The sequence below is a fragment of the Rhizomicrobium sp. genome (assembly GCF_056722145.1).
Map to the genome: position 1 here is coordinate 1 of NZ_JBWZET010000160.1, position 10,723 is coordinate 10,723.

At 63.4% G+C, this 10,723-nt stretch carries 13 protein-coding genes; 10 read left to right on the forward strand and 3 right to left on the reverse strand.

The features are described from left to right. Positions 1–88 precede the first annotated feature (88 nt). The 10 genes from AC1P6P_RS08760 to AC1P6P_RS08805 all read left to right on the forward strand — a co-directional run bounded on the left by AC1P6P_RS08760 (position 89) and on the right by AC1P6P_RS08805 (position 7,491). A complete protein-coding gene (locus AC1P6P_RS08760; RefSeq protein ID WP_481402057.1) occupies positions 89–457 on the forward strand; it encodes a response regulator in 369 nt (122 codons plus the stop codon). 20 nt (positions 458–477) lie between these two features. Next, positions 478–2,589: a chemotaxis protein CheA gene (locus AC1P6P_RS08765; RefSeq protein ID WP_481402058.1), complete on the forward strand. Its 2,112-nt coding sequence runs from the start codon at positions 478–480 to the stop codon at positions 2,587–2,589. Between the two features lie 2 nt (positions 2,590–2,591). Further along, a complete protein-coding gene (locus AC1P6P_RS08770; protein ID WP_481402059.1) occupies positions 2,592–3,077 on the forward strand; it encodes a chemotaxis protein CheW in 486 nt (161 codons plus the stop codon). A gap of 13 nt (positions 3,078–3,090) precedes the next feature. Further along, on the forward strand, positions 3,091–3,963 hold the full coding sequence (locus tag AC1P6P_RS08775; RefSeq protein ID WP_481402060.1) for a CheR family methyltransferase: 873 nt from the start codon (positions 3,091–3,093) through the stop codon (positions 3,961–3,963). A gap of 2 nt (positions 3,964–3,965) precedes the next feature. Beyond that, positions 3,966–5,033 carry a protein-glutamate methylesterase/protein-glutamine glutaminase gene (locus tag AC1P6P_RS08780; RefSeq protein WP_481402068.1) on the forward strand — a complete coding sequence of 356 codons (1,068 nt, stop codon included), beginning with the start codon at positions 3,966–3,968 and terminating at the stop codon, positions 5,031–5,033. Continuing rightward, the gene (locus tag AC1P6P_RS08785) at positions 5,017–5,406 is read left to right on the forward strand and encodes a response regulator (RefSeq protein WP_481402061.1); all 390 of its coding nucleotides are present in this window, start codon (positions 5,017–5,019) and stop codon (positions 5,404–5,406) included. Before AC1P6P_RS08780 ends, AC1P6P_RS08785 begins: the two co-directional genes overlap by 17 nt. 74 nt (positions 5,407–5,480) lie before the next feature. Next, positions 5,481–6,011, forward strand: a complete 531-nt coding sequence (locus tag AC1P6P_RS08790; RefSeq protein WP_481402069.1) for a chemotaxis protein CheD — start codon at positions 5,481–5,483, stop codon at positions 6,009–6,011. Next, entirely contained in the window at positions 6,011–6,385 is a 375-nt protein-coding gene (locus AC1P6P_RS08795) for a hypothetical protein (protein ID WP_481402062.1), read from the forward strand. Before AC1P6P_RS08790 ends, AC1P6P_RS08795 begins: the two co-directional genes overlap by 1 nt. Positions 6,386–6,403: 18 nt before the next feature. Continuing rightward, positions 6,404–6,988, forward strand: a complete 585-nt coding sequence (locus AC1P6P_RS08800; RefSeq protein WP_481402063.1) for a response regulator — start codon at positions 6,404–6,406, stop codon at positions 6,986–6,988. Then, on the forward strand, positions 6,985–7,491 hold the full coding sequence (locus AC1P6P_RS08805) for a hypothetical protein (RefSeq protein WP_481402064.1): 507 nt from the start codon (positions 6,985–6,987) through the stop codon (positions 7,489–7,491). Before AC1P6P_RS08800 ends, AC1P6P_RS08805 begins: the two co-directional genes overlap by 4 nt. Here AC1P6P_RS08805 and AC1P6P_RS08810 read toward each other — a convergent pair. The 3 genes from AC1P6P_RS08810 to AC1P6P_RS08820 all read right to left on the reverse strand — a co-directional run. Further along, complete coding sequence (locus AC1P6P_RS08810) at positions 7,488–8,573, reverse strand: dihydrolipoamide acetyltransferase family protein (RefSeq protein ID WP_481402065.1); 1,086 nt, start codon at positions 8,571–8,573, stop codon at positions 7,488–7,490. The two genes, AC1P6P_RS08805 and AC1P6P_RS08810, sit on opposite strands and share 4 nt — an antisense overlap. Position 8,574: 1 nt before the next feature. Beyond that, entirely contained in the window at positions 8,575–9,588 is a 1,014-nt protein-coding gene (locus AC1P6P_RS08815) for an alpha-ketoacid dehydrogenase subunit beta (protein ID WP_481402066.1), read from the reverse strand. Between the two features lies 1 nt (position 9,589). Further along, on the reverse strand, positions 9,590–10,723 hold a 1,134-nt coding region (locus AC1P6P_RS08820), incomplete at its 5' end, for a thiamine pyrophosphate-dependent dehydrogenase E1 component subunit alpha (RefSeq protein ID WP_481402067.1).

The following is a 10,723-nucleotide window of genomic DNA, read 5'->3' on the forward strand; positions in this document are numbered from 1 at the left end:
GCGCTCAAGATTAGCAATCCTTCGGAAGCCTTCCGGGAAACCGCGTCGGTCCTCGGATTAATGAACGCACTAGAGCTGAGCAAGTAACATGGGCAAGACGATCCTTACGGTCGATGACTCGCGCACGATGCGTGACATGCTGAGACTGGCACTGAGCGGCGCAGGCCATACCGTCATTCAGGCGGATGACGGCGTTCATGGGGTGGAAGTCCTCGAGAAGGCCGGCTTGGTGGACGTGATCATCACGGACATCAACATGCCGCGAATGGACGGTTACGGCTTCATCGAGCACGTACGCCGCGGTTCGGCGAACAAGATGACGCCGATCCTGGTCCTTACGACGGAAAGCGAACCGGCCAAGAAAATGCGGGCCCGCGATGCGGGTGCGACGGGCTGGATCGTGAAGCCGTTCGATCCTGAAAAACTGCTCGCCGCAATCCGCCGGGTTTCTCCATAGCACGATAGGGACGCGTTGCCATGGATCCCATGGAAGCCATCAAACAAACCTACTTTCAGGAGTGCGACGAGCTGCTCCTGGCGATGGAGGAAGGCCTCATCGCCATGGAGAGTGGCGAAGCCGACTCTGAAACGATCAATGCCGTGTTCCGCGCGGTTCATTCGATCAAGGGCGGCGGGGGCGCCTTCGGGTTTCAGATTTTGGTGGAATTCTCCCACGTTTTTGAAACCGCGATGGATCTGGTCCGGTCGGGCAAGCTCAATCCGACTCCGGATGTGGTCAAGGTGCTGTTGCGTGCCGGCGACAAGCTGTCGGACCATGTCACGTTGGCCCGCAACGGTTCCGGCAGTGTCGACGACGCCGAAGTCAAGGAAGAGCTGAGCCGCCTCACCGGCGCCGATCCTGAAGACACGGGTGCGCCCGCGCCGGCCGATTTCGAGGGCTTGGCGTTCGCGCCGATCCAGATCGACATCGGCGACGAGCCGCCGCCGCCACCGTGCCCGGTGTGGCACATCCGGTTTGCGCCGCACGCCGCGCTCTATGCCAAGGCGAACGAGCCGTACCTGCTGGTGCGCGAGCTTGGCATGCTGGGCCCGATCGAGGTTACCGCCGATCTCAGCGGCGTGCCGGACCTGATTTCGCTCGAGCCCGATCAGGCGTATTTCGCCTGGGATGTCGCGCTGCGCGACTGCGACGATCGCAGCAAGGTCGAAGAAGTATTTGAATTCGTGTCGGGCGATTGCGATCTCGAGATCAAGGACGAGGCGCCGGAAATCGCGCCGCTCGCGATTTTTGCGCCGGGTTTGCCGTCGCTCGATGACGACGAACCCGCTTTGCCTGAGCCGCCGGTCGCCGAAGTGCTGGTGGAAGAGAAGAAGCCAGCCGCGCAGGCCGAGACTAAGGCCGGTCCGGCAGCAGCCGACCCTGCCAAGCAGACCATCCGCGTCGACCTCGACAAGGTGGACCGCCTCGTCAATCTCGTCGGTGAGCTGGTGATCACCCAGGCGATGCTGAGCCAGCGTCTGCTCGAAAGCAAAGAGGGCCAGAACGTCTCCGGCGGTCTCGGCGAGCTTGAGCATCTCTTGCGCGAGCTGCAGGAAGCCGTGATGGCGATCCGCACCCAGCCCGTGAAGAGCGTGTTCCAGCGCATGCCGCGCCTGGTGCGCGAGACCGCGGCGCAGACCGGCAAGCAATGTCGCCTCGAGATCGAAGGCGAGGCAACCGAAGTCGACAAGACCGTGATCGAGCGTCTCGGTGAGCCGCTGACGCACATGATCCGCAACGCCATCGACCACGGCCTCGAAACCCCGGAAGAGCGCATTGCGCTTGGCAAACCGGCGGAAGGCACCGTGAAGCTGTCGGCCGAGCATCGCGGCGGCCGCATTATCATCGAAGTGGCCGACGACGGCCGTGGCATCAACCGCACCAAGGTGCGCCAGAAGGCGATCGAGCGCGGCCTAATCACTGCCAACTCGAATCTCTCCGACGAGGAGATCGACAATCTGATCTTCCTGCCGGGCTTCTCGACCGCCAACGCCGTGTCGAACATTTCGGGTCGCGGCGTCGGGCTCGACGTGGTTCGGCGCAATATCGTCGATCTCGGCGGGCGTATCACCATCGGCTCGAACAACGGCAAGGGCTCGAAGTTCAGCCTGACGCTGCCGCTGACCCTGGCCGTGCTCGACGGCATGATCGTGGCGGTCGGCAACCAGACTTTTGTGCTGCCGCTATCGCACATCATCGAGAGCTTGTTGCCGAAGTCGGTTGACGTGAAGCCGTTCGGGTCCAATGGCATGCTGCTCAACGTGCGTGGCGTGTATGTGCCGCTGGTCAGCGTCGGTCGCCTGTTGCAGGTGCCCGGTGCCAGGAACGATCTTCAGAACAGCGTCGTGATCCTGGTCGAGAGCGAGGGCATCGGGCGGATGGCCCTGGCGGTGGATGCCATCGTCGGCCAGCGTCAGGTGGTGATCAAGAGTTTCGAGTCGAACATCGGGCACATCGACGGCATCGCCGCCGCGACCATTCTCGGCGACGGACGGGTGGCGCTCATTCTCGACATTGACGGATTGGTGGCCGGGTGCCGCGAAGGCGCGGGACGGCCGATGGAATTTCAGCAGGCACTGGGAGCGTAAGCATGAGCAGCAACGATACAGATGCGGGACAGGAACGCCGCCAGTACATCACGTTCCTCGCCACCGGCCAGGAATTTGCGGCGGACATCATGACCATCCGTGAAATTCGCGGCTGGACCGACACGACCGCCCTGCCGCACGTCCCCGATTACGTGCGCGGCGTCATCAATCTGCGCGGCATGGTGTTGCCGGTGGTGGATCTCAAGGCCCGTCTCGGCCTCGGGCTCACCGACGCGACCGCCAAGCACGTCATCATCGTGGTCAATTCGGGCGAACGCACCATCGGCTTGTTGGTCGACGCGGTGTCCGACATCCTCACGGTGTCGCGCCAGGAAATCCAGTCGGTGCCTGACGTGATGCGCGAAACGCAGAACGACTATGTGGAAGGCATCGCGGTGCTCGACGGGCGCATGGTGACGCTGCTCGGCATGACTAAGCTGACGTCGTCGTTCGGCGGCGCTGGCGACATGTTCGAAAACGCGGCCTGAGACGGAGCAGACCTTGGCGACCGGCACCAACCCGCGCGATCTGGCCGTCCCCGACGGCGAGTTTCCGTTTACCTGGTCGGATTTCCGCCAGATAGCGGAGCTCGTTCATTCGGAAGCGGGCATCGTGCTGACCGAAACCAAGGTCAATCTCGTCTATTCGCGCCTGGCCAAGCGGCTGCGCGCCATCGGGCTGAGGACGTTCCGCGAATACTGCGCCCTGATCCAGGGCGAGGGCGGCGTCGACGAGCGTCAGGCGATGATCGCCGCGATGACGACCAACGTCACGCGCTTCTTCCGTGAAAGCCATCACTTCGACTATCTGAAGACCCGCGTGCTGCCGGGTCTGCTCGATGGCGCGAAGCGCAATGGCAAGGTGCGGATCTGGTCGGCGGGCTGTTCGTCGGGCGAAGAAGCCTATTCGATCGCGTTGACGATGCTGGAGCTGGAGCCGAACGCCGCCGAGATGGATGTGCGCATTCTGGCGTCCGACATCGATCCCGAAATGCTGCGGCGGGGCACGGCGGGCATCTATGCGACGCGTCAGATGGGCGACATTCCGGCCGAGTTGCGCCGCAAGTGGTTCCGCACCGTGCAAGGTTCGGGTGGTTCCGATCTCGAAGTCGGTGAAGAGCTGCATGAACTGGTGCGCTTCCGCGAACTCAATCTCCTGCGCGATTGGCCGATGCGGGGAAAATTCGACGTCATATTTTGTCGTAACGTGATGATCTACTTCGACGACGATACTCAGAATACGGTTTGGGGCCGGTTTGCCGATATTCTGCGCCCGGGAGGGACGCTGTGCATCGGCCATTCCGAGCGCATCACCATGAGTTCGCATCCCTACGATCTCGTCGGGCAGACGATTTACCGGCGGAAGGGAGCATGACCATGAAGCGCATCCGCGTTCTGATCGTCGATGACTCCGCCACTATCCGTCGGTTGCTGTCTGCCGTGCTGGCGCGCGATGAGAGCATCGAAGTGGTCGGCGGGGCGCCCGATGCGGCGAGCGCACGCCAGATGATCAAGGACCTCAATCCCGACGTCATCACGCTCGACGTCGAGATGCCCAACATGAATGGCGTCGAGTTTCTCGAAAAGATCATGCGGCTGCGGCCGATGCCGGTCGTGATGGTGTCGACGCTGACCCAGCGCGGCGCCGAGGTGACGCTGTCGGCGCTCGAAATCGGTGCGGTCGATTATTTCGCCAAGCCGACCGACAACGTTGCGGCCCATCTCGAGGAATGCGCCCGCGAGTTGTGCGAAAAGGTCAAGACCGCAGCGACGGCACGGGTGCATGCCTATGTGCGCCGTGAAACGCCGCCTCCCGCCGTCAAGCCCGACTTCGATCCCGGCAATACGGTGATCGCGATCGGGTCGTCGACTGGCGGCGTCGAAGCGCTGATCGAGGTGCTGTCGCACTTCCCCAAGAACTGTCCGGCGACGGTGATCACCCAGCACATGCCGCCGCATTTCACCACGAGTTTCGCCGACCGCCTCAACCGTTTGTGCCAGCCGGCCGTGTCCGAGGCGCGCGACGGGGCGGTGCTGGCACCTGGCCAGATTTATCTGGCGCCGGGCGGAGAATCGCACCTTGAAGTCCATGGCGTCGGCGTTTTGCGCTGCCGCCTCAACAAAACGCCGGCCGTGAACGGTCATCGTCCATCGGTGGACGTGCTGTTCAATTCGGTCGCCGCGACCGTCCGTCATAACGCCGTCGGCGTCATTCTCACCGGAATGGGCCGGGATGGAGCCTCGGGTCTTCTTGCCATGCGCAAGAACGGCGGCTCGACGATCGGTCAGGATGAGGCGTCGTCGGTGGTATACGGAATGCCGCGCGTCGCCTTCGAAATTGGAGCAGTCGAGCGCCAATTCGCTTTGCATCAGATTGGGCAAGAGGTGCTCAACGTCTGCGAATTGCGCACTAAGAAAGCAGGTCGCCATGCCGCAAGCATCTAAGATCAGGGCCGTTGTGGTCGATGACCAGCTCACCATGCGGACGCTGGTGCGCTCGTGCCTGCAGCAGATTGGTCTCACGGATATCCGCGAATTCCCGAAGGCGCCCGAGGCGTTGTCGGCACTCAAGGTGCAGCCGGCGCATATCGTCTTTTCCGACTTCAACATGCCGGAAATGGACGGCCTCGAATTCCTGCGCTCGATCCGCGCCGATCCGCAGATCAAGTCGATCGGGTTCATCCTGCTTACGGGCCGCGCCGATGCCGATCTCGTCAAGCGCGCCGCTCAGTTTGGTGCCAACAACTATCTGGTGAAGCCGTTCACCGTCGCCGTTCTGAAACAGAAACTCGAACAGATATTCGGTGCGCTATCGTGAACCTGAGGCTCAAAAAGCCGGTTGATAAGGACGAACGGACCCTGCGGAAGTTCCGCAATCCGCGCGACGGCTTTTTGCATGTGCAGTTGACGCTCGGCGACACCTACGTGACGCAGAACCCGGAGGAGGTGCTGACCACCATCCTGGGATCTTGCATTGCGGCGTGCATCCGCGATCCGGTGTCCGGCGTCGGCGGCATGAACCATTTCCTGCTTCCTGACGGTACCTCCGGCGATCGCGAGGCGCGCTGCTACGGCGTCAACGCGATGGAATTGCTGATCAACGATATCCTGAAGCACGGCGGCGACCGCCGGCGTCTGGAAGCCAAGCTGTTCGGCGGTGCCAACGTGGTGTCGGCGCTGACCGATGTCGGCTCGCGTAACTACGCCTTTGCCCGCCAGTTCCTGACCGATGAAGGAATCCCGATCGTCGGCGGCGATGTCGGCGGCGACTCGGCGCGACGCATCCAGTACATGCCGTTCAGCGGCCGGGCGCGTCAGGCGCTGGTCAAGGGCGCCGAGCCGAAGCTGGTGGAAGAGGAACTTACCGCTCTGCACAAGAAGGCCAAGGCCGCGGCCGCTGCCGACGATGTGGAGTTTTTCTGATGTCGGATTCGCCGGACACCATTTCCGCCGCCACCCGCCTGCTCAAGGCAGTCGCCGGGGAATTGCGCGATCTCGCGTGCGATACGGCGAAGTTCGGCGAGAGCCTTTCCGGCCACGAGGCGGTGGAGGCGACGCACGGTTCGATCATGCTGCTGCAGCAGTTCGACCTGTTCGCGCAGAGTCTGGACGCGCATGCCGGCCTGATCGACAAGCTGTCGGAACGCCTGAACAAGGGCCATATCGACGACGCCGATCTCGATGATCTATTGGGGCATGTGCCGTTCTTCGGCGTTCGCAAGCGATTGACGGCCGTGGTTAGCGGCAATGACGGCGAGCCGCATCTGGACGACTCGGCCGATGATTATCTGTTCTAGGGCGGGCGTGGGGCGCGCGTGGCAGAAAGATTGAACTTTTCGCAGATCGAGTGTCTGGTCATCGATGCCGACCAGTACTCGACCTCGATTCTGGGCCAGATCCTGCGCGGATTCGGGCTCTCCAAGCACGTCGTGATCGACAATGCCGACGAGGCCAAGAAGCGGCTGCCGAACGGCCATTTCGATTTGCTGATCTGCGATGCCCAGCTGCCCGACATGCATGCCGGCGACCTCATCAAGTGGATTCGGCGCCAGCCCGGGCTCAACGTCAAGTACATGCCGATCGTCGTGTTGACCGGCTACACCCAGTATTCCAACGTGGTGACGCTGCGCGACTGCGGCGCCAATATCGTGGTGCGCAAGCCGGTGTCGCCGAATATCCTGTTCGATCACATCGCGTGGTCGGCGCGCACCGAACGGCCGTTCATCGAGACCGACAACTACATCGGACCCGATCGCCGCTTCAAGAACACGGGCCCGCCGGACGGCGTCGGCCGCCGTAAGACCGACCTCACCAGCGAGATCGGCGTGGCCACGGAACCGAACATGTCGCAGGACGAGATCGACTCCCTGCTCAAACCGACGAAAGTGGAAATCGAATGAGCGGGTGCAAGATTATCCGCGTCAAAAACATCCTCGGCGAACTTCTGCACACGCCGGGAGGCGTCACGCGCGACGAGGCGGTGCATGAGGCGCAGCAGCTCATCGAAGAGTTGCGCGAGGAATGCGAGAAGGCGGTGCCGGTCGAGATCACGCGGCTCGACGATATGGTGACAAAGGCCGGGGCGCAGATTTCGCGCTTCCAGCTGCTCGATATCCTGTCCCAGGTCGATCCGCTGCTGACGCTGGCGGGCACCTTCGGATCGGAAACGCTCGATGCCGTGGTCAAGCGCTTCTGCGACCTGTGCGCCGGCATGGTCGAGCGCAACCTTACCGACACCGCGCCGCTGATCGTTCACCTGCGGGCAATGCGGCTGGTGTACAAGACCGAACTCAGCCCCGCCGACAACGCCGAAATTCTCGAGGAATTGTCGCGCATCCATGTCCACTACGGCATCACCAGCCACGTCGATGACGCGCCGCCGTCGGACGCCGTGCCGGGCTAATCGGCCATGAACAGCAGCGCCGGATGTTCGAGCAGCGTCTTGAGGCGCTGGACGAATGCGGCAGCACTGGCACCGTCGATCACCCGATGATCGAACGAGGACGACAGCGTCATCATCTTGCGCACCACCACGGCGCCATCGCGCACCACCGGTCGCGGCCGGATTGCGTTGGGCGCCAGGATCGCGACTTCCGGCGTGTTGATCACCGGCGTTGACGCGAGACCGCCCAGCGGCCCGAGGCTTGACACCGTGATGGTGGAGCCGGTGAGTTCGTCCTTCGTCGCCGTTGCCGCGCGGGCGCGTTCGGCCAGCCGGGCAATCTCGCGCGCCATGTCCCATAAATCGCGCTGTTCGGCATTCCTGACCACCGGCACGGTCAGTCCACTGTCGGTTTGGGTGGCGATGCCGACGTGAACCGCGGCGAAGCGTTTGACGATGCCGGCGGTGTCGTCGAAATGCGCGTTCATCGCGGGGAAGTCGGGCAGCGCCCGCACCAGCGCGCGCATCAGCAACGGTAGCACCGTCAGTTTCGGCGTCCGGGTGGCGTTGAGATGGACGCGCAGCTCCTCCGCTTCCGTCATGTCGATTTCCTCGACATAGGAAAAATGCGGGATGCGCAGCGTTTCCTGCATCCGCTCGGCCATGCGCCGGGTCAGGCCGGTGAGGCGGAATTCCTCCACCGCCTCGCGCGTCGGCGCCGTCGCGCGTTGGTCGAGATCGCCGTGGGTGACGCGGCCGTCCGGGCCGCTGCCTTTCACGCTCTGCAGCGCGATGCCGAGATCGGCCGCATGTTTGCGGACCGCCGGCGAGGCCAGGGTTTTCGCCGGTTCGGGCGATGCGACCGTATCGGTCTCGAATTCCACCAGCAGCGCACCGACCGTCGCCATGTCGCCGGGTTTGCCGTTGAGGGCGACGACCGTGCCAGTCACCGGCGAGGTCATCTCCACCGTTGCCTTGTCGGTCATCACGTCGACAAGGTGCTGGTCTTCGGCAACACGGTCCCCGACCGCAACATGCCACGCCACGATTTCGGCCTCGGCGGTGCCTTCGCCCACGTCGGGCAGCTTGAATTGGAAGCGCATGTCAGGTCTCCAGGGCGCGTTTGAGGCCGTCGGCGAGCCGCTCGGGTCCGGGGAAATAGTCCCACTCGAAGGCGTGCGGATAGGGCGTGTCCCAGCCGGCGATGCGTTGCACCGGCGCTTCGAGGTGCCAGAAGCAATGTTCCTGCACCAGCGCGGTGAGTTCGGCGCCGAAGCCGCTGGTCAGCGTCGCTTCGTGAGCAATGACGCAACGTCCGGTTTTTTTCACCGAGCGGGCGATGGTGTCGATATCGAGCGGCACCAGCGTGCGCAGATCGATCACCTCCGCGTCGATGCCGGATTCGGCCGCCGCCGCCAGCGCAACATGCACCATGGTGCCATAGGTGAGAACGGTCACCGCCGATCCGGGGCGCACGACTGCGGCTTGGCCCAGCGGTACGCGGTAATGGCCTTCGGGCACCTCGCTCAGCGCATGCTTGGACCATGGCAGCACCGGCTTGTCGTGATGGCCGTCGAACGGACCGTTATAGAGGCGCTTGGGCTCGAGAAACAGAACCGGGTCGTCGTCTTCCACCGCGCTGATCAGAAGCCCCTTGGCGTCATAGGGATTGGAGGGGATGACCGTCTTCAATCCGGCAACGTGAGTGAACAGCGCTTCCGGACTTTGGCTGTGGGTCTGGCCGCCATAGATGCCGCCGCCATAGGGGGTTCGGATGGTCAGCGGCACATGGAAATCGCCGGCCGAGCGATAGCGGATGCGGGCCGCTTCCGACACGATCTGATCATAGGCGGGATAGATGTAATCGGCGAATTGAATCTCCACCACCGGCCTGAGGCCATAGACGCTCATGCCGATGCCGACGCCGACGATTCCGGCCTCGCCGATCGGGGAGTCGAAACAGCGCGTCAAACCGTGCTTTTTCTGCAGGCCTTCGGTGACACGGAAAACGCCGCCGAAATAGCCGACGTCCTCGCCGAACACCACCACGTCGCCATCGCGCCCCAGCATCACGTCGAGGGCCGAGTTGAGCGCCTCAATCATGGTCATCGCCGGCATCTCAGGCTCCCGCCGTTTTCTTTTGCCGGGCGAGGTGCCACGGCATTTCGGCGAACACGTCCTCGAACATCGCGGCGGTCGGCGCGCGCGAACCTTCGTCGAGAGTGCCCGCCGATTCCGCCTCGCGCTGGCAGGCGCGCACCTTGGTCACCGCGTCGTCGATCAGCGCCTGATGCTGTTTCTCGCTCCAGGCGCCGATGGCGATGAGATGGTTTTTCAGCCGCTCGATGGGATCGCCCAGCGGCCAGGCGTGCCATTCGTCGGAGGGGCGATAGCGGTTGGGATCGTCGCTGGTCGAATGGCCTTCGGCGCGATAGGTGAAGAGTTCGATCAGCGTGGCGCCGAGATTGGCGCGCGCCCGTTCCGCCGCCCACGCCGCTGCCGCGTAGACCGCGAGGAAATCGTTGCCGTCGACGCGCAGGCCGGGCAGGCCGTAGCCGATGGCGCGCGAGGCGAAGGTGGTCTCGTCGCCGCCGGCGATGCCGCTGTAGGAGGAAATCGCCCACTGATTGTTGACGACGTTGAGGATCACGGGGGCGCGATACACCGCGGCGAAATTCAGCGCGTGATGGAAATCGCCTTCCGCCGTGGTGCCTTCGCCGATGTAGCTGACGGCGATGCGGCTGTCGCCCTTGTAGGCCGAGGCCAGTGCCCAGCCGACGGCTTGCGGAAACTGGGTGCCGACGTTGCCCGAGATCGTGAAAAAGCCGAATTCGCGGCTCGAATACATGATCGGAAGCTGGCGGCCCTTCATCGGATCGCGGGCATTGGAATAGCACTGGCACATCATGGTCGTCAGCGGATAGCCGCGCGCGATCAGGAAGCCTTGCTGACGATAGGCGGGAAAGCACATGTCGTCGCGTTCGAGGGCATTGGCGAAGGCGACGCTGACCGCTTCTTCGCCGGTCGATTTCACGTAAAACGAGATCTTGCCCTGGCGCTGCACGCGGACCATCCGGTCGTCATAGGCGCGCGTGATCACCATGTCCCTGAGGCCCTTCAGCAAGGCCGCGGGCTCCAGGCGCGGATTCCAGTCGCCGACCGCCTTGTGCTCGTCGTTCAGCACCCGGATGAGGGAATAGGCATATGGCGTCAGTTCGCTCGGCGGCGACCCGATCGGCGGGCGGGCCAGGGC

Bases quoted from the DNA above. Each gene is read 5' to 3' on its own strand.
- AC1P6P_RS08760 (WP_481402057.1), top strand. From the start codon at position 89: ATGGGCAAGACGATCCTTACGGTCGATGACTCGCGCACGATGCGTGAC.
- AC1P6P_RS08765 (WP_481402058.1), top strand. From the start codon at position 478: ATGGATCCCATGGAAGCCATCAAACAAACCTACTTTCAGGAGTGCGAC.
- AC1P6P_RS08770 (WP_481402059.1), top strand. From the start codon at position 2,592: ATGAGCAGCAACGATACAGATGCGGGACAGGAACGCCGCCAGTACATC.
- AC1P6P_RS08780 (WP_481402068.1), top strand. From the start codon at position 3,966: ATGAAGCGCATCCGCGTTCTGATCGTCGATGACTCCGCCACTATCCGT.
- AC1P6P_RS08785 (WP_481402061.1), top strand. From the start codon at position 5,017: ATGCCGCAAGCATCTAAGATCAGGGCCGTTGTGGTCGATGACCAGCTC.
- AC1P6P_RS08795 (WP_481402062.1), top strand. From the start codon at position 6,011: ATGTCGGATTCGCCGGACACCATTTCCGCCGCCACCCGCCTGCTCAAG.
- AC1P6P_RS08805 (WP_481402064.1), top strand. From the start codon at position 6,985: ATGAGCGGGTGCAAGATTATCCGCGTCAAAAACATCCTCGGCGAACTT.
- AC1P6P_RS08810 (WP_481402065.1), bottom strand. From the start codon at position 8,573: ATGCGCTTCCAATTCAAGCTGCCCGACGTGGGCGAAGGCACCGCCGAG.
- AC1P6P_RS08815 (WP_481402066.1), bottom strand. From the start codon at position 9,588: ATGCCGGCGATGACCATGATTGAGGCGCTCAACTCGGCCCTCGACGTG.